The organism is Micromonospora sp. WMMD723 (genome assembly GCF_049863385.1).
Taxonomy (GTDB): Bacteria; Actinomycetota; Actinomycetes; order Mycobacteriales; family Micromonosporaceae; genus Micromonospora; species Micromonospora wenchangensis.
In genome coordinates this window covers 555,438-573,250 of the sequence record NZ_JBMKNR010000001.1, presented here as the reverse complement: position 1 = coordinate 573,250, position 17,813 = coordinate 555,438, and the positions used below count along the sequence as shown (strand labels likewise).

Genomic DNA, 17,813 nt, shown 5'->3' with positions numbered 1-17,813 from the left:
CCATAACGTCGGGGTCGATGTCGCAGTTTGCGGCGTGTCGTACGCGCACCTGGTATAGCCTTTCGAACATGCGTACGAACGACGTGATGACGCGGCTGGAAGCCGCCGTGAGCGCTCTGGGGGACGTCGACGTCTCCGCGTGGCCCGAGGACACGCTCAAGGAACAGCTCGGCGAGCTCTCGGCCGTGCTGGTCGCCCTGGACGGCGTGCTGTCCCGGGTCGCCGACGGCGTCCGCGCCCGTGGGCTGCGCATAGAGGAACCCGTCTCGGTCTGAGCCGTGGTCCGGGTGGTCACACCCGGCACCTGGGGAGGACGGCCGGATCGGGACGGCCCGGGTACGGCAATACCCGGGCGATGTCGGGGGTGGCTGGCAGGATGAGGTGCGTGCGGTTCCTCGACCTGGCAGCCACCTCCGCGGCCGTCGCGGCCACCACCGGCCGGCGGGCCAAGGTGGAGCTGCTGGCCGACGCGCTGCGGGCGCTCGACCTGTCCGAGGTGTCGGTCGGCTCCGGCTACCTCGCCGGTGAGCTGCGCCAGCGGCAGACCGGCGTGGGCTGGGCCACTCTGCGTGACCTGCCGCCGCCGGCCGCCGAGCCGACCCTGACCGTGACCGCCGTCGACGCGGCGATCGACGAGATCGCCGCCGTGCACGGGCCGGGTTCCCAGGCCCGTCGCCGGCACCTGCTCGCCGCCCTCCTCGGTGCCGCCACCGCCGACGAGCAGCGGTTGCTGGTCGCACTCTTCCGCGGCGAGCTGCGTCAGGGTGCCCAGGCGGGCCTGCTCGCCGACGCCATCGCCAAGGCCGCCGAGGTCCCCGTGACGGCGGTCCGTCGCGCCCTGCTGCTCGCCGGTGACCTGCGGTCCGTCGCGCTGGCCGCCCGCACCGGTGGGGCCGCCGCGCTGGCCGGGTTCGGGCTCCAGGTGGGCCGCCCGCTCGCGCCGATGCTGGCCCAGAGCGCCCCCTCGGTCGACGCCGCGCTCCAGGCGACCGGGGTGCCGGCCGTGGTCGACGTCAAACTCGACGGCATCCGCATCCAGGTGCACCGCTCCGGCGACGACGTCGCGGTCTTCACCCGCAGCCTCGACGAGATCACCGCCCGGCTGCCCGGGGTGGTCGCCGCCGTACGCGCCCTGCCGGTCCGCGACGTGGTGCTCGACGGCGAGGCGATCGGGCTGGACACCGCCGGCCGCCCGCTGCCGTTCCCGCAGACCTCCAGCCGGGCGGCCCGGCGGGCCACCGCCACCGGGGTCACCTCCGCCAGCGGTGCGGCCGACGTGGCCCCGCTGGCCGAGGCGACCGCGCTCACGCCGTACTTCTTCGACCTGCTGCACCTCGACGGCGACGACCTGATCGACCTGCCGGGCCGGCAGCGGTGGGCCCGGCTCGCCGATGTGGTCGACGGGTCGCTGCTGGTCGGCCGGGCCGAGGTGGCCGACCCCGAGCAGGCCGGCGCGGTGTTCGCCGCCGCGCTCGACGCCGGTCAGGAGGGGGTGGTGATCAAGTCGCCGGACGCGCCCTACGATGCCGGCCGACGGGGCACCGCCTGGGTGAAGGTCAAGCCCCGGCACACCCTCGACCTGGTCGTGCTGGCGGTCGAGTGGGGCAGCGGCCGGCGGGAGGGGTGGCTGTCCAACCTCCACCTCGGTGCCCGCGATCCGCGCACCGGCGAGTTCGTCATGCTCGGCAAGACCTTCAAGGGCCTCACCGACGACCTGCTGCGCTGGCAGACCGAACGCTTCCTCGGGCTGGCCGTGGAGCGCGGTGACTGGGTGGTGCGGGTCCGCCCCGAGCAGGTGGTCGAGATCGCTTTCGACGGGGTGCTCGCCAGCACCCGTTACCCGGGCGGGGTGGCGCTCCGGTTCGCCCGGGTGCTGCGCTACCGCGACGACAAGTCGGCCGCCGAGGCGGACACCATCGACACGGTCCGGGCGCTGCACGCCGGGCGACCCACCGACTGAGCCGTCCCGGCGGGACGGCCGGTCAGACCGTGGACAGCGACCGGGCGTAGTTGACCTGGTTGTTGATCTGCTGCACCTGGCCCTGGTCGACCACCGGGATACGGGCCACGTACTGGTGGCCGCCGCTGGTCACCGTCACCTGCACCATGCCGTGGTACCGGGTCTCCTTGATCAGCAGGAAGAGCAGGCTGAAGATGGTGAGGCAGAAGAAGCCGAGGATGGCGCAGACGAGCGCCCAACTGGCGATCTTCTCCTCCCGCTGCCAGTGGTCGGTGACGTACCAGGTGGCGCCGGCCAGGGGCAGCACCCCCGTCGGGGTGTGGATGACCGGCGGACTCACCATGATTTCGCCGATCTGCACCGCCGCCGGCTGCTGACCACCCGCGATCCCCGGCGTCGGGGTGAACTGCGGCGGGTACGGTCCCGGCTGGCCCACCGGCGCGGCGTACGGATCGACCCCGGCCGGTGCCGGGAACCCCGCCGGCGGCGTCGAGAACGGCACCGGTGGTGCGGAGAACTGCGCGGGCGGTGCGGAGAACTGCGCGGGCGGTGCGGAGAACTGGGCCGGCGGTGCCGGGTACGGCCCGGTGGTCGACGGGGTGGAGGGGTCGACCGGTACCGCCGGGGGAGGCGTGGTCGGGAACGGGGCCGTGGGGGGCGTCTGCTGCGTCGGTGCCGGGGGGAACACCGCCGGGGTCGCCGGGAAGGCCGCCGGGGGCGCGGGGAACGCCGTCGACGCCGGTGGCACGTCCGGCGACGGGGCCCAGGGATCGTAGGCGGGGCTCGCCTGCGTGGGCGGACCGGACGGCGTGGGCGGACCGGACGGGGCTGGCGGACCGGACGGGTACGACGGATCGGACGGGTACGACGGGGCGGGGTCGGCGGTCACCGCGACACCTCACGCGCGTTGGACATCCTGCGGACCATACAGCGTCCGACGTCGCCCCGCGTCCCGGCGTTCACCCGGCCCGGAGCGCGCCGGTCCGCCGGAGGCCCGCCGGGTGCCGCTACCGCCAGCCCGGAACAGCACCGTGAGCCGCCGCTCGGCCCCGATGGGTTCGAGTCCGTCGTGCAGGCCGGGCAGGTGCCTGTCGTGGGCCCTGTCGAGGTGATGACGACAGCGAGTCACGGCCGAGCGGGAGTGGTGGGCCGAGCCCGCGCGGTCCCGGCAGCACCGGTTGATGCCGTGACGTCATCAGCTCGAAAGGACGCGCACCCATGGTGCGACGCCGCCCGGTGCGCGCCCGCGACGCCCGCACCAGCTCGCCGCCCCGGGGGTACCGGGCCGGTGGGGCGGCGCGGACGGGCCAGCCGGGCGGGCCAGGGCAGGCCGCCGGGCGGGCCAGGGCGGGCCGGGCGGGCCAGGGCGGGCCGGGCGGCCAGGGCAGGCCGGGCGGTCAGGCGGAGGGGGCCGGTTCGGCGGCCCGGTCCACGGGCGGCTTCGGCGCGTCCAGGCCGGCGGCCCGTCGGGCCTCCCGCCGGGCCACCCAGCCGTAGCCGAAGAGCGTCATCGCGGCGAACAACCACCACTGGACGACGTAGCCGAAGTTCTGCCAGTTGTTCGTGTGCCCGATCGGCACCGCCCGGAACGCCGGGTCGTTCGCCGGGGTCTGCTCGTCGAGCAGCAGGTACGCCCCGTGCAGCGGGTACGGCAGTTCCCGGGCCAGCTTGTCCACGGTCACCCGACGGGTCTCCAACCGGCCGTCGCGCCGGTCCACGCCGTTGCCGCCGCTCTCGGTGGGGTGCACCCGGCCGACGACGGTCACCTGACCGGTCGGCAGTGCCGGCACCTCGGGCATGGCCAGCGCGCCGCCGGGTGCCGGGGGGACCCAGCCCCGGTCGACCAGCACGGCCGTGCCGTCGTCGAGGACCAGCGGGACGAGCACCTCGAAGCCGACCCTGCTCTCCACCGTCCGGCCCCGGACCAGGATGACGTTCGTGGCGTCGTACCGGCCGGTGGCGGTGACCCGGCTCCACTCGGCCTGCGCGGCGGGGGCCGCACCGACGGTGCCCGCGCCGCCGGTGGGGGCCGGCAGCGTCGAGCGCAGCGGCGCGGGGGTGCCGGCGGTGCCGGCGTCGATCCGCTCGTTGACGGCGGTACGTTCCCGGTAGCGGTCCAGCTGCCAGTTGCCGAGCAGCACCATGACGGCGGCGGCGACCAGGGTCAGCGCGAGGATGCCCAGCCAGCGTGGGGTCAGCAGGAACCGGTACACAGCACGAGGCTACCCGTATGACCGACGCCACCCTGCGCGACGGCCCGGCACCGGCCCGTACGGTGTGCGGATCGGCGGTCTCCACCTGTCGCCGGGGGCGGGTATGGTCACGCCTGCGGATCGCCGCCGGTGTTCCTCCCGGCCGTCCGCGAGCCACCGCCCGTCGCCACCGAGGAGTCGATGATGACCGCCGTGCCGCGCCTCGTGTTCAGCGCGCCGTCCTCCGGTCACGGCACCAACGCGCTGTCCGTCGGTCTGCTCGCCGCGCTCGCCGACCGGGGGCTCGACGTCGCCGGGTTCAAGGTCGGCCCGGACCACGTCGACGCCGCCTACCTCGGCCTGGCCGCCGGCCGTCCCGGCCGTACCCTCGACCCCCGGCTGATCGGTGGCGACCGGCTCGGGCCCCTCTTCGCGTACGGCGCGCAGGGTGCCGCGTTGGCCCTGGTCCAGGGCACCATGGGGCTGTACGACTCGGTCGGGGGCCGCCCCGAGGCGGAGTCCACGGCCGCCGTGGCGACCGCGCTGCGCAGCCCCGTCGTGCTGGTGATCGACGTGGCGGCGATGGGCCAGTCGGTGGCCGCACTGGTGCACGGCTTCCGTTCGTACGACGAGCAGCTCTGGTTGGGCGGGGTGATCCTCACCCAGGTCGCCTCCGGCCGGCACGAGGCCATGCTCCGGGAGGCGCTCGACGACGTCGGGATGCCCGTCTACGGCGCGTTGCGCCGGCACGAACTGCCCCCGGTGCTGCCCGCCCGCCGGCACGGCGTGACGCCGGTCCTCGGCCGCGACGCCGAGGCGGCCCGGGCGGTGCGTCGGCTCGGCGAGGCGGTCGCCGGGACGGTCGACCTGGAACGCCTGCTCGGGTTGGCCCGTTCCGCCCCGGCGCTGTCCGTCCCGGCCTGGTCGCCGGTGTCCGACGCCCCGGTGTCCGACGCGCCGGTGGTGGCGCTCGCCGGTGGCCCCGGCGGCAGCTACAGCCACCCGGAGACCGCCGAGCTGCTGCGGGCCGCCGGGGCCCAGGTGGTCACCGTCGACCCGCTGCGCGACGAGGCGCTGCCCGCCGGCACCCGCGCGCTGGTCGTCGGGGGCGCGCTGCCCGAGTCGTACGCGCGGGACCTGTCGGCCAACCGGCGGTTGTGCATCGCGGTGGCCGAGCTGGCCCGCACCGGCCGTCCGGTGATCGCCGAGGGCACCGGCCTGCTGTGGCTGGCCCGGGAGCTGGACGGGCTGCCGATGTGCGGGGTGCTGGACGCGATCGGCGCGAGCCGGGACGGCCTGGTGGTCGGTTACCGGGAGGCGACCGCCCTGTCCGACAGCGCGGTCGCCCGTACCGGTGCGACGGTGGTGGGCTACAAGCAGCACGGCGCGGTGCTCACCCCCCGGGCCGGGCAGCGGGCCGCCTGGGGTTGGGAGGGCGGCACGCCCGAGGGCTTCGTCTGGCGGGGGGTGCACGCCTCCCAGCTCGGCCTGCACTGGGCGGCGTACCCCGAGATCGCGACCCGGTTGGTGACGGCGGCGGCGCTGCCCTCGCCGGTCGAGGGCGTCGCCGCGCCGGCCTGACCGGCCCTGTTGCCTGACCGGCCCGGCAGCCACCGGCCCGCCTCAGCCGACGATGGCGTCCGACGGTGGGGTGAACTGGCGGATCGGGGTGCCCTTGAGGCCGTCGCGCAGGGTCTGGGCGACGGCGTTGACCGGGACCTGGGACTGCCCGTCACCGACGGCGTTGAACGGGTTGTCCGGGTCGGCGATGAAGCTCGCCGCCGCCAGCTCCGGGGTGTAGCCGACGAACCAGGCCGACCGGGTGCTGTCCGTGGTGCCGGTCTTGCCGGCGACCGGGCGGCCCACGGTGCGACGCACGCTGTCCGCCGTCGACCAGCCGCCGCAGCTTCCCTTGGCCGGGGTGTCGCCGGTGGGGCAGCGGGCGGCGTCGGTGGCGGCGCGGGCGGCGTCGGCGTTGACCACCTGCCGGCACCGGGGCTTGGCGACCTCCCGTTCGATGCCACCGGCGGTCCGGTAGGTGGCCGGGGTCCCGTCCCGGTTGGTGATCGAGTTGACCGGCATCGCCTCGCAGTACCGCCCGTCGGCGGCGATCGCGGCGTACGCGTTGGCCATCTCCAGCGGGGTGGCGTCGGAGACGCCCAGAGTGAACGCGCCCCACTTCTTCGCCTTCGCGGGTGACGCCTGCTCCTTGTCGACGTCGGTACGCCAGCGCAGGCCCAACTGTTCCGCGAGGTGCACCCCCCGGTCCGCGCCGATCTTCTCCTCCAGTTGGACGAAGTAGGTGTTCACCGACTTGCCGAACCCGGACCACATGGTCTGCCGGCCGGTCATCGCCCCGCTGGCGTTGGACGGGGACCACCCGTCGTAGACGGCCGAGCGGTACCGGTACGGCGAGTCGAACGCGGTGGACAGCGGCATCCCGGCGTCCAGGGCGGCCAGCATCGGGAACATCTTGAACGTCGAGCCCGCCTGGTAGCCCGGGAGGGTGCCGCCGCCGAGCAGCGGGGCGACCGTGTTCGGGTAGTTCGCCTTGGTCTTCGGGTCGGCCTCGGGGTTGGAGCTGGGGCCGTTCTCGCCGACGTCGAGCGAGTACGTGCGGTTCACCGCCATCGCCTTGATCCGTCCGGTGCCCGGTTCGGCGACCACGATCCCGTTGGCGAAGGGACTGTCGACGCCTTCCTTGGCGCGGACGTTCTTCTCGGCGGCGGCCTGGACCCTCGGGTCGAGGCTGAGCACGATCCGGTAGCCGCCCCGGCGCAGCTTGTCCATCCGTTCCAGCCGGTTCTCCCCGAACGCGGGCTGCGCGCTCCACCAGTTCTTCACGTAGTCGCAGGCGAAGCCCCAGGCGTTGTACGCGCCGGGGATCGCGGCGCAGTCGTTGGCGGGGGTGGTGGGCCGGGTCCGGATGGGTTCGCTCTTGGCCACCGCCGCGGCGTCCGGGGACAGGTAGCCGAGCTGGGTCATCTTGTCGAGCACGTAGTTGCGCCGGCCGGTGGCCTCCTTCTGGTCGGAGCTGAGCGGGTCGTACTCGGAGGGGGACTTGACCAGGCCGGCGAGGGTGGCGGCCTCGACCGGGGTGAGCGTGGCCGGGGTCTTGGAGAAGAAGATCTGCGCGGCGGCGTAGATGCCGTACGCCCGGTGGCCGAAGTACGCCGAGTTGAGGTAGCGCTCCAGGATCTGGTCCTTGGTCAACTCCTTCTCGATGTCCAGCGCCATCCGCATCTCCTTGACCTTGCGCAGGCTGGTCTGCTGGATGGCCTCCTGGACCTCCTGCGGCGTCTGCGCGCTGTCCCGCAGCGCCATCCGGACGTACTGCATCGTCAGGGTGGAGGCGCCCTGGGAGACGCCGCTGGAGCGGGTGTTGGCCACGAAGGCGCGGGCGACGCCCTTCGGGTCGACGCCCCGGTGCTGGTAGAAGCGGTTGTCTTCGGCGGCGACGATGGCCTGCTGGATGTTCGGCGACATGTCCGACAACTTGGTGTACTGCCGGTACTCCTCGTAGAACATCGTCAGGATCGTCTTGCCGTCTGGCGCGTAGAGGTAGGACGTCTCGGCGGGCAGGGCGGTGCGCAGGATGTTCGTCTTGTGCTCCACGGCGTGCGCGGTGGCCTTGGCACCCAGGCCGGTCACGGCGGCCAGCGGGTACGCCACGGCGGCGAGGACGATGCCGGCGATCAGCCCGGCACGCAGGAGAGGGACGGAACGACCAACGGCAGCAAGGGGTCGATTGCTCACCTGGTCAAGTTATGACATTTCCGATTCGTACATGAGAAGAATTCATGAACGCTCGGGCGTTCCCCGGCCGGGACCGGCGACCGTGGGTGAAGCGTCCGGTGTGCCGTGATGTGGACCACCCCGGGATCGACTGTCCCCTGCGCCGGCTTCCCGGCAGGATCGCGGACATGCATGGGCAACTGACCGGCGTCGAGCCGTCGACCGGCCCGGGAGCCGCCGTCGGGTCGGCGACCGCGCCCGGGGCGGCCGTCGACGCCGAACCGGATCTCGCCCACCACGGGGACGCCGAGGCCACCCCCGGCCTGGTCGACCTGGCCGTCAACGTGCGTCGCGACCCGATGCCGGACTGGCTGGCCGACCCGCTCACCGCCGCTCTCGCCGACCTGGCCGGCTACCCCGACCCCCGGCCGGCCCGCGCCGCCGTCGCCGCCCGGCACGGCCGCCCGGAGGCGGAGGTGCTGCTCACCGCCGGTGCCGCCGAGGGCTTCGTGCTGCTCGCCCGCGCCCTGGTCGGGGTACGCCGCCCGGTGGTGGTGCACCCGCAGTTCACCGAACCGGAGGCAGCGCTGCGGGCCGCCGGCCACCGGGTCGAACGGCTCCTGCTCGACCCGGACGACGGCTTCCGGCTCGACCCCGCGCGGGTGCCGGCCGACGCCGACCTGGTCATGATCGGCAACCCGACCAACCCGACCTCGGTGCTGCACCCCGCCACCGCCCTGGCCGCCCTGGCCCGACCCGGCCGGGTGCTCGTCGTCGACGAGGCGTTCGCCGACACCACAGGCGTCGACGGCGTCGACGGCGAACCCGAGTCGCTCGCCGCCCGCCGGGACCTGCCCGGCCTGGTGGTGGTGCGCAGCCTCACCAAGACCTGGGGACTGGCCGGGCTGCGGATCGGCTACCTGCTCGGCGAGGCAGCCCTGCTGCAGCGGTTGGCCGCCGCCCAGCCGCTGTGGGCCGTGTCCACCCCGGCGCTGGCCGCCGCCACCGCCGTCGCGTCACCGACCGGCGTCGCCGCCGAGCGCGCCATCGCCGCCCGGCTCGCCACCGACCGCGACCACCTGGTGCGCCGCCTGTCTGCCCTGCCCGGGGTACGCGTCGCGGGCCGCCCGGCCAGCGCCTTCGTCCTGGTCCACCGGCCCGGCGCCGACCGGGTACGCCAGGCGTTGCGCGACCGGGGCTGGGCCGTACGACGTGGCGACACCTTCCCCGGGCTCGGGCCGGACTGGCTGCGGATCGCCGTCCGCGACCCGGCCACCACGGACGCGTTCATCGAGGTACTGGCGGAGATCCTGGAGGCATGATGCTGGAGACGACGATCGCGGAGATCGGCCCGCCCGATCCGGTGGCGATGACGGCCGCCCGGGACCTCCAGGCCCGGCTGACCAAGCCGGCCGGCTCGCTCGGCGCGCTGGAGGAGCTGTCCGTACGCCTGGCCGGCCTGGCCGGGGTCTGCCCGCCGCCGTTGCCCGATCCGGCGGCGGTGGCGATCTTCGCCGGTGACCACGGCGTGCACGCCCAGCGGGTCACCCCGTGGCCGCAGGAGGTCACCGCCCAGATGATCGGGAACTTCCTGGCCGGCGGTGCGGTCGTCAACGCGTTCGCCCGGCAGGCCGGCGCCTCGGTCACCGTGGTCGACGTCGGCGTGGCCGCGCCACTGCCGTTTCCGCCCACCGACGCCCCGTCCGCCGAGGTCCTGTCCGGCGACGACCTGTCCACCGACGCCCCGTCCGCCGCAGTCCTGTCCGGCGACGCCGTGCCCGCCCCGGCCGGCACCAGCCCGGCACCGCCGCGCCTGCTCGACGCGAACGTGCGGCGCGGCACCCGGGACATGACGGTCACCGCCGCACTCACCCGGGACGAGGCGCGGGCGGCGGTCGAGACCGGCATCCGGGTCGCCGGCGAGCTGATCGACGCCGGGGCGGGTGTGCTGCTCACCGGCGACATGGGGATCGCCAACACCACGCCGGCCGCCGCGCTGGTCGCCGCGTTCACCGGGGTCACCGCGGAGGCGGCCACCGGCCGGGGCACCGGGGTGGACGACGGGACGTACCGGCACAAGGTCGACGTGGTGCGCACGGCGCTGGACCGGCACCGGCCCGACCCGGCCGATCCGCTGGGGGTGCTGGCCGCCGTCGGTGGCCTGGAGCACGCGGCGCTGGCCGGCCTGATCCTCGGCGCGGCGGCCCGCCGGGTGCCGGTGCTGCTCGACGGGGTGACCGCGGTCAGCGCCGCGCTGGCCGCCGCCGCCCTCGCCCCCGACGCGGTCGGTGCGATGGTCGCCGGGCACCGCTCCGCCGAGCCGGGCGCGACCGTGGCGCTGCGGCACCTCGGCCTCGACCCGCTCGTCGACCTCGGCCTGCGCCTCGGCGAGGGTACCGGGGCGCTGCTGGCCCTGCCGGTGGTCGTCGGCGCGGTCCGGGTGCTGCACGAGGTGGCCACCTTCGACGCGGCGGGGGTCTCCGAGAAGTGAGCGCCAGCCCCTACCCTCTCGGACTGCGGCTCGCCGGGCGGCGGGTGGTCGTGGTGGGCGGCGGTGCCGTGGCCAGCCGGCGGGTGCCCGCCCTGCTGGACGCCGGTGCCGACGTGCTGCTGGTCGCCCCCGAGGTGACCCCGGCCCTGCAAGCGCACGTCGACGCCGGACGGCTGCACTGGCGACCGCGCCGGTTCGCCCCCGACGACCTCGACGGGGCGTGGCTGGTCCAGGTCGCGGTGGACGATCCGCTCGCCGCCGCCTCGGTCAGCGCCGTCGCCGCCGAACGGCGGATCTTCTGCGTCCGGGCCGACGACCGGACGGCGGCCACCGCGTGGACCCCGGCGGTGACCCGGCACGGTCCGGTGACCGTGGCCGTGCTGGGCGGGGGAGACCCGCACCGGGCGATGGGTGTCCGCGACGCCGTCCGGGAGCTGCTCGCCGCCCGGACGGGCCCCCTCGTCGACCCCGGGGAAGTCGACCCGGGGGAAGCCGACCCGGGCGAACCGGTGGCGGACGCGCCCCTCGCGGGCCCGCCGGAGCCGACACCGGCCGGGTCCGGTGACGCCGCGACCCGGCCGGGTGGCCCGGTCGGTCGGGTGTCGCTGGTCGGCGCGGGGCCGGGCGATCCGGAGCTGATCACGGTGAAGGGGTGGCGGCTGCTCACCGAGGCGGAGGTGGTGGTCGCCGACCGGCTGGTGCCCGGGTTGCTCCTGGACGAGTTGCGCCCCGACGTCGAGCTGGTCGACGCCGCGAAGATCCCCTACGGGCCGTCGCGCGCCCAGGAGGAGATCAACCGCATCCTGGTCGACCGGGCGCTCGCCGGCAAGGTGGTGGTACGCCTCAAGGGTGGCGACCCGTACGTCTTCGGGCGTGGCGGGGAGGAGCTGCTGGCCTGCGCGGCGGCGGGCGTACCGGTGACCGTGGTGCCCGGGGTGACCAGCGCCGTGGCCGTGCCGGCGTCGGCCGGTGTCCCGGTCACCCACCGGGCGGTGGCGCACGAGTTCACGGTGGTCTCCGGCCACGTCGCCCCGGACTCGCCGGTCTCCCTGGTGCGCTGGGAGGCCCTCGCCGGCCTGCGGGGCACCCTGGTGGTGCTGATGGGGCTCAAGAACCTGGCCGCCATCGCCGACACCCTGACCCGGCACGGCCGGGACGCGGCCACCCCGGTCGCGGTGATCCAGGAGGGCACCACGGGTGGTCAGCGCAGCCTGCGGTCGACGCTCGGTGCGGTGGCGGCCGACGTGGTCGCGGCGGGGCTGCGGCCCCCGGCCATCGTGGTGATCGGCGACGTGGTCGACGCCCTGACGCCCTGACCCTGCCGGGCCGTCCGGCTTGATCCACCCCTTGTGGGCCGATGTAGCGGTATCCCGTGTCGCGGATACCGCTACATCGGCCCAACTGGAGTCGAGCTACTGCTTGAGCATGTTGTCCAGCAGCAGGGCGCAGCGGATCAGGCCGAGGTGGCTGTACGCCTGCGGGTGGTTGCCCAGCCCGCGCTCGGCCAGCGGGTCGTACTGCTCGGGGAGCAGCCCGGTCGGGCCGGCGGTGTCGACCATCTGGGCGAACAGCTCCTCGGCGTCGGTACGCCGACCGGTGCGCAGGTACGCCTCGATCAGCCACGCCGTGCAGATGTGGAAGCCACCCTCCCGGCCCGGCAGCCCGTCGTCCCAGTGGTACCGGTAGACGACCGGGCCGCTGCGCAGATCCGCCTCGATCTTGAGCACGGTGGAGAGGAAACGCGGGTCGTCGCCCGGGAGCAGGCCGGACAGCCCGATCCAGAGCGAGGAGGCGTCCATGTCCTCGTCGCCGTACGCGACGCTGTACGCCTCGACCTCCTCGTGCCAGCCGTTCTCCAGCACGTTGGCGCCGATCCGGTCGCGCAGCTCGACCCACTCCGGCTTGTCCTCGCCACCGTGCTGACGCACGACGTGCAGGGCCCGGTCGACGGTCATCCAGCACATCACCTTGGAGAAGATGTGGTGCCGGGGTGGGAGGCGGGCCTCCCAGATGCCGTGGTCGGGCTCGTGCCAGCGGCGGCGGACCGCCTCGACCATGTTGTCCAGCACCCGCCACTCGTCGTCGCGCACCGAACCGCGGGCGTCGGCGACGGCCGCGATCAGGTCGGCGATCGGGCCGAACACGTCGAGCTGGAGCTGGTGGTTGGCGAGGTTGCCGACCCGGACCGGCCGGGAGCCGGCGTACCCGGGCAGGGTGTCGATGACCGCCTCGGCACCCAGCTCGTAGCCGTCGACCGTGTAGAGCGGGTGCAGCCGCTCGGGGTGCCCGCCGGTGCGCTCGATGCAGCCGTCCACCCAGCGCAGCAGCGCCTCGGCCTCCTCGATCGAGCCGAGGTCGACCAGGGCCCGCGCGGTCATCGCCGCGTCCCGCAGCCAGCAGTACCGGTAGTCCCAGTTGCGGACGCCGCCCAGCTCCTCCGGCAACGAGGTGGTCGCCGCCGCCAGGATCGAGCCGGTCGCCTCGTGGCAGAGCCCACGCAGGGTGAGCGCGCTGCGGGCGACCAGGTCCCGGGCGGTGGCGGGCAGCCGCAGTGAGGCCACCCACTCCTTCCAGGGCTGCTCGGCGCTGGCCTGCCGGTCGTGGATGGCGACCGCGTGGTCCTCCAGGCTGTGCGTGCCGAAGCGCAGCTCCAGCACCACCTGGCCGCCGGTGGCGGAGAGGTCGACCACGGCGTGCGCGGTCTCGTACCCGCCGTCGTTGCGGACCTGCCAGGCCACCCCGGGGGAGTAGAGCGCGACCGGCTCGTTGGAGCCGAGCACCAGCAGGCCGTTGTCCATCGGCTGGAGCTGGGTGGCGACCTGACCGAACTCCGGGCGCGGGGCGAACTCGATCCGGGCCCGGCCGGAGCCGGTGAGCACCCGGACCAGCGTGGAGTCGCCGGTGATGACGGCCGGACCGTCCGGGGTGGTCTCCCGGGCCGGCAGGTCCAGCCAGTCGGTGACGGTGAGCCCCGACCAGCGGGTCTCCACGGTCATCGTGCCGTTGCGGTAGCGCTGGCCCAGCGGGATGCCGCCGCGCTCCGGGCCGACGGTGAAGTGCCCGGCCGGGCTGCCGCCGACCAGGTCGGCGAAGATCGCCGCCGAGTCGGGCTTGGGGTGGCAGAGCCAGCTCACCTTGGCCTCGGGGGTGAGCAGCGCGACGGTACGCCCGTTGGCCAGCATCGAGTGCCGTTCGATCGGCACCGCCCGCTCGCCGAAGAGCCAGTGCCGGCGGGTCTCCAGCAGCAGGCCCAGCGCGCGGGCCGCCTCGATCGGCTCGGCCACCCGGTGGTGCGCCTGGGTGTCCCCGGGGCCGATCTTGATGCCCAGGTCGGGGCCGCGCAGGGTGCCGAAGGCGTTCTCGTCGGTGACGTCGTCGCCGATGAAGAGCACCGCGCTGGCCGAGAGCTGGGTGCGGAGCTGGTCGACCGCGGTGCCCTTGTGGGTGGCGACCACCGACAGCTCGATGACCTCCTTGCCCTGGGTGACGGTGACGTCGTCCCACGTCGCCGGCCCGTTGCGGACGGCCTCGACGGCGGCGGCGGCGACCTGCGGGTCGACCCCGCGGGTGTGCACCGCGACGCTGGCCGGCTTGCGTTCCAGCCGGACCCCCGGGTGGGACTGGGCGATCTCGCGCAGCGCGTCGCGCAGCCGGGTGCGCACGGCGACCAGCTCGGGGGAGAGCCGCTCGACGAAGCCGATGTCGAACTCGGAGCCGTGGCTGCCGACGAGGTGGATCTCGTTGGGCAGCCGGGACAACGCGGCCAGGTCGCGCAGCGCCCGTCCGGAGACCACCGCGACGGTGGTCTGCGGCAGCGAGGCCAGCGCCCGGACGGCGGCGACCGACTCGGGCAGCGGCACGGCCTTGCTCGGGTCCTCCACGATCGGCGCGAGGGTGCCGTCGTAGTCGCAGGCGACCAGGAGCTGTGGTACGCGGGCGATGCGTCCGATCGCGGCGAGCAGTTCCGGGTCCATCGTCCCGGCGGCGGGGGTGATGATCTCGGCGGTGGGGGCGTTCACTCGGCCTCCGTCCCCGGTGCGCCCAACTCGGTCAGAAAGGACTTCGCCCAGTGCCCCACATCGTGGGTGCGCAGATGACGTTGCATGATCCGCATGCGTCGACGGGCCTCCGGCTTCTCTACGTGTACAGCCCGCAGGAGGGCGTCCTTGACGGCGTCGGGGTCGTGCGGATTGCACAGGAACGCCTGGCGCAGCTCGGTGGCGGCGCCGGCGAACTCACTGAGCACGAGCGCACCGCCCTGGTCGGCGCGCGATGCGACGTACTCCTTGGCCACCAGGTTCATTCCGTCTCGCAGCGGGGTCACCATCATCACGTCGGCCGCGACGTACATCGCGGCCAGTTCGCTGCGACTGTACGACTGATGCAGATAATGCACCGCCGGCACGCCGACCCTGCCGAATTCGCCGTTAATCCGACCAACCTCGCGTTCCACCTTGACCCGAAGTGCCTGGTAGTGCTCCACGCGCTCCCGGCTGGGGGTGGCCACCTGCACCATAACCGCGTCCGGAACTGTCAACTTTCCGTCAGCAAGGAGTTCCCGGAAGGCCTTGAGTCGAAGTTCGATGCCCTTCGTGTAGTCCAGCCGGTCGACGCCCAGGATGATCGTCTTCGGGTTGCCCAGCTCCTCGCGGATCTGCTTGGCCCGGGCCTGGATCGCCGGGTCCTCGGCCAGCCGCTCCATCTCCTTGGTCTCGATGGAGATCGGGAACGCGCCGGCCTTCACCTGCCGCCCGTCGACCTGGATCATCTGCCCCTCGTAGCGCAGCCCGAGCAGGTGCCGGGCCAGCCGGACGAAGTTCTGCGCGGCCAGCCGCTGCTGGAAGCCGACCAGGTCGCTGCCGAGCAGACCGCGCAGGATCTCGGTGCGGAACGGCATCTGCATGAACAGCTCGATCGGCGGGAACGGGATGTGCAGGAAGAAGCCGATCTTCAGATCCGGCCGCAGCTCGCGCAGCATCGCCGGGACGAGCTGGAGCTGGTAGTCCTGCACCCAGACGGTCGCGCCCTCGGCCGCGACGTCCGCCGCCGCCTCCGCGAACCTGGCGTTGACCAGCCGGTACGCCTCCCGCCAGCGGCGCTTGTAGGCGGGGGTCTCGACCGCGTCGTGATAGAGCGGCCAGATGGTCGCGTTGGACTGGCCCTCGTAGTAACGTTCCAACTCCTCGGCGCTCAACGGCACCGGGTGCAGCCGGATGCCCTCCAGATCGAACGGCTCCGGGGCGGCGCCGGTGCCACCGGCCCAGCCGACCCAGGTGCCCCGGTGCTCGGCGAGGACGGGGTGCAGCGCGGTGACCAGCCCGCCTGGGCTGCGCCGCCACTGTCGTCCCTCGGGTGTGCTCACCTCGTCGACCGGCAGTCGGTTGGCCACAACGACAAAGGAGCTACGGACGGTCACGATCGGCCACCTCCGGGTGCTGACGGGTCCACCGCGATGAGCGTACTGAGCGTAGCTGCGGCGTCTGGGACCCCGTGCCGGACTTACCTACCCGTCCCACGGCCGCTGAACCCGTACCGTGATCTTGTCAACATCACCAGCTCAGCGGTGGCGGACCCGGCGCGGACCGGACCGGGCGGGGTGATGTGGGCGCGGCCGGCCGTACCTGTCAGGATTGACGACGGCGTGCGCGTGGCCGGCTCCCGGCCGGCGGCGGGTGGAGGTCGGAGCCCGCGCCGACGCACCCGCGAGCCCGCGACCGTAACCGACGCGCGACAGTAACCGACGGAGGTACCCCGCACCGTGGCCCAGTTCATCTACGTCCTGGAAAAGGCGCGCAAGGCGCACGGCGACAAGGTCGTGCTCGACAACGTGACGCTGAACTTCCTGCCGGGGGCCAAGATCGGTGTGGTCGGCCCGAACGGCGCCGGTAAGTCCAGCCTCCTCAAGATCATGGCAGGGCTGGACAAGCCGAGCAACGGCGAGGCCCGGCTGATGCCCGGCTACACCGTCGGGATGCTCGCCCAGGAGCCCCCGCTCAACGACGCGAAGACCGTGCTCGGCAACGTCGAGGAGGCGGTCGCCGAGACCAAGACCAAGCTGGAGCGGTTCAACGCCATCGCCGAACAGATGGCCACCGACTACTCCGACGAGCTGATGGAGGAGATGGGCAGGCTCCAGGAGGAGCTGGACCACCTCGACGCCTGGGACATCGACTCCAAGCTCGAACTGGCCATGGACGCGCTGCGCTGCCCGCCGCCGGACGCCGACGTCACCCAGCTCTCCGGTGGGGAGCGCCGCCGGGTGGCCCTGTGCAAGCTGCTGCTGGAGGCGCCCGACCTGCTGCTGCTCGACGAGCCCACCAACCACCTGGACGCGGAGAGCGTCTCCTGGCTGGAGCAGCACCTGGCCAAGTACGCCGGCACCGTCATGGCGATCACCCACGACCGGTACTTCCTCGACAACGTGGCCAACTGGATCCTGGAGCTGGACCGCGGCCGGACGTACCCGTACGAGGGCAACTACTCCACCTACCTGGAGAAGAAGGCCGCCCGGCTGGCCGTCGAGGGCCGCCGCGACGCCAAGATGAAGAAGCGGCTCACCGAGGAGCTGGAGTGGGTCCGCTCCAACGCCAAGGCCCGGCAGACCAAGTCCAAGGCCCGGCTCGACCGCTACGACGAGATGGCCGCCGAGGCGGAGAAGACCCGCAAGCTGGACTTCGAGGAGATCCAGATCCCGCCGGGCCCGCGCCTGGGCAGCACGGTCATCGAGGCCAACCACCTCAGCAAGGGCTTCGGCGACCGGCTGCTCATCGACGACCTGTCGTTCTCGCTGCCGCGCAACGGCATCGTCGGCATCATCGGCCCGAACGGCGTCGGCAAGACCACCCTGTTCAAGACCATCGTCGGGTTGGAGCAGCCGACCGGCGGCGAGGTCCGGGTCGGCCCCACCGTCTCGCTGTCGTACGTCGACCAGAACCGGGAGGGCCTCAACGGCGACAAGACCGTCTGGGAGGTCGTCTCGGACGGTCTCGACTACCTGATGGTGGGCAAGGTCGAGATGCCGTCCCGGGCGTACATCGCGGCGTTCGGCTTCAAGGGGCCGGACCAGCAGAAGCCGACCAAGGTGCTCTCCGGTGGCGAGCGCAACCGGCTCAACCTGGCGCTGACCCTCAAGATCGGCGGCAACGTCATCCTGCTCGACGAGCCGACCAACGACCTCGACGTCGAGACGCTGTCCAGCCTGGAGAACGCGCTGCTGGAGTTCCCCGGCTGCGCCGTGGTCATCTCCCACGACCGGATGTTCCTCGACCGGGTCGCCACCCACATCCTGGCCTGGGAGGGCGACGACGAGAACCCGGCGAAGTGGTTCTGGTTCGAGGGCAACTTCGACGCGTACGAGAAGAACAAGGTCGACCGGCTCGGGGCGGAGGCGGCCCGGCCGCACCGGGTGACCTACCGCAAGCTGACCCGCGACTGA

The 17,813-nt window shown here is 73.6% G+C and carries 12 protein-coding genes; 7 read left to right on the top strand and 5 right to left on the bottom strand.

What is annotated here, in order from left to right:
* Positions 1 to 68: 68 nt before the first annotated feature.
* Entirely contained in the window at positions 69 to 275 is a 207-nt protein-coding gene (locus tag ACN261_RS02575) for a hypothetical protein (protein WP_088646578.1), read from the top strand.
* 101 nt (positions 276 to 376) lie between these two features.
* The gene (locus ACN261_RS02570; protein ID WP_425848210.1) at positions 377 to 1,960 is read left to right on the top strand and encodes an ATP-dependent DNA ligase; all 1,584 of its coding nucleotides are present in this window, start codon (positions 377 to 379) and stop codon (positions 1,958 to 1,960) included.
* A gap of 22 nt (positions 1,961 to 1,982) precedes the next feature.
* Here the strand turns inward: ACN261_RS02570 and ACN261_RS02565 are convergent, their stop codons facing one another.
* Both ACN261_RS02565 and ACN261_RS02560 read right to left on the bottom strand, forming a co-directional pair.
* Entirely contained in the window at positions 1,983 to 2,849 is an 867-nt protein-coding gene (locus ACN261_RS02565) for a hypothetical protein (RefSeq protein ID WP_425848208.1), read from the bottom strand.
* Between the two features lie 508 nt (positions 2,850 to 3,357).
* A complete protein-coding gene (locus ACN261_RS02560) occupies positions 3,358 to 4,173 on the bottom strand; it encodes an SURF1 family cytochrome oxidase biogenesis protein (protein WP_421483787.1) in 816 nt (271 codons plus the stop codon).
* A 129-nt stretch (positions 4,174 to 4,302) separates the two neighbouring features.
* Here ACN261_RS02560 and ACN261_RS02555 point away from each other — a divergent pair, with 129 nt between their 5' ends.
* Positions 4,303 to 5,733, top strand: a complete 1,431-nt coding sequence (locus ACN261_RS02555) for a cobyrinate a,c-diamide synthase (protein ID WP_421483786.1) — start codon at positions 4,303 to 4,305, stop codon at positions 5,731 to 5,733.
* A 42-nt stretch (positions 5,734 to 5,775) separates the two neighbouring features.
* On the opposite strand, the gene ACN261_RS02550 is transcribed toward ACN261_RS02555, so the two are convergent.
* A complete protein-coding gene (locus ACN261_RS02550; protein WP_425848205.1) occupies positions 5,776 to 7,908 on the bottom strand; it encodes a transglycosylase domain-containing protein in 2,133 nt (710 codons plus the stop codon).
* Positions 7,909 to 8,075: 167 nt separating this feature from the next.
* Here ACN261_RS02550 and cobC point away from each other — a divergent pair, with 167 nt between their 5' ends.
* Genes cobC through cobA form a run of 3 tightly spaced genes read left to right on the top strand, consistent with a single transcriptional unit; the run spans position 8,076 to position 11,694 of the window.
* Positions 8,076 to 9,209 carry an Rv2231c family pyridoxal phosphate-dependent protein CobC gene (gene cobC / locus ACN261_RS02545; protein ID WP_421483784.1) on the top strand — a complete coding sequence of 378 codons (1,134 nt, stop codon included), beginning with the start codon at positions 8,076 to 8,078 and terminating at the stop codon, positions 9,207 to 9,209.
* Positions 9,209 to 10,378, top strand: a complete 1,170-nt coding sequence (locus ACN261_RS02540; RefSeq protein WP_425853554.1) for a nicotinate-nucleotide--dimethylbenzimidazole phosphoribosyltransferase — start codon at positions 9,209 to 9,211, stop codon at positions 10,376 to 10,378. The genes cobC and ACN261_RS02540 overlap by 1 nt, the downstream gene beginning before the upstream one ends.
* On the top strand, positions 10,375 to 11,694 hold the full coding sequence (gene cobA, locus ACN261_RS02535) for a uroporphyrinogen-III C-methyltransferase (protein ID WP_421483783.1): 1,320 nt from the start codon (positions 10,375 to 10,377) through the stop codon (positions 11,692 to 11,694). Before ACN261_RS02540 ends, cobA begins: the two co-directional genes overlap by 4 nt.
* A 96-nt stretch (positions 11,695 to 11,790) precedes the next feature.
* Here cobA and otsB read toward each other — a convergent pair whose 3' ends face one another.
* Both otsB and ACN261_RS02525 read right to left on the bottom strand, forming a co-directional pair.
* Positions 11,791 to 14,352, bottom strand: coding sequence for a trehalose-phosphatase (otsB, locus tag ACN261_RS02530; RefSeq protein ID WP_421486904.1), 2,562 nt, complete (start codon positions 14,350 to 14,352; stop codon positions 11,791 to 11,793).
* A gap of 41 nt (positions 14,353 to 14,393) precedes the next feature.
* Positions 14,394 to 15,794: an alpha,alpha-trehalose-phosphate synthase (UDP-forming) gene (locus ACN261_RS02525; protein WP_088646585.1), complete on the bottom strand. Its 1,401-nt coding sequence runs from the start codon at positions 15,792 to 15,794 to the stop codon at positions 14,394 to 14,396.
* 342 nt (positions 15,795 to 16,136) lie between these two features.
* On the opposite strand from ACN261_RS02525, the gene ettA reads away from it, so the two are divergent.
* Positions 16,137 to 17,813: an energy-dependent translational throttle protein EttA gene (gene ettA / locus ACN261_RS02520; protein WP_425848201.1), complete on the top strand. Its 1,677-nt coding sequence runs from the start codon at positions 16,137 to 16,139 to the stop codon at positions 17,811 to 17,813.

Coding starts and splice junctions, on each gene's coding strand:
- ACN261_RS02575 (WP_088646578.1), top strand. CDS start 69: ATGCGTACGAACGACGTGATGACGCGGCTGGAAGCCGCCGTGAGCGCT.
- otsB (WP_421486904.1), bottom strand. CDS start 14,352: ATGGACCCGGAACTGCTCGCCGCGATCGGACGCATCGCCCGCGTACCA.
- ACN261_RS02540 (WP_425853554.1), top strand. CDS start 9,209: ATGCTGGAGACGACGATCGCGGAGATCGGCCCGCCCGATCCGGTGGCG.
- cobC (WP_421483784.1), top strand. CDS start 8,076: ATGCATGGGCAACTGACCGGCGTCGAGCCGTCGACCGGCCCGGGAGCC.
- ACN261_RS02570 (WP_425848210.1), top strand. CDS start 377: ATGAGGTGCGTGCGGTTCCTCGACCTGGCAGCCACCTCCGCGGCCGTC.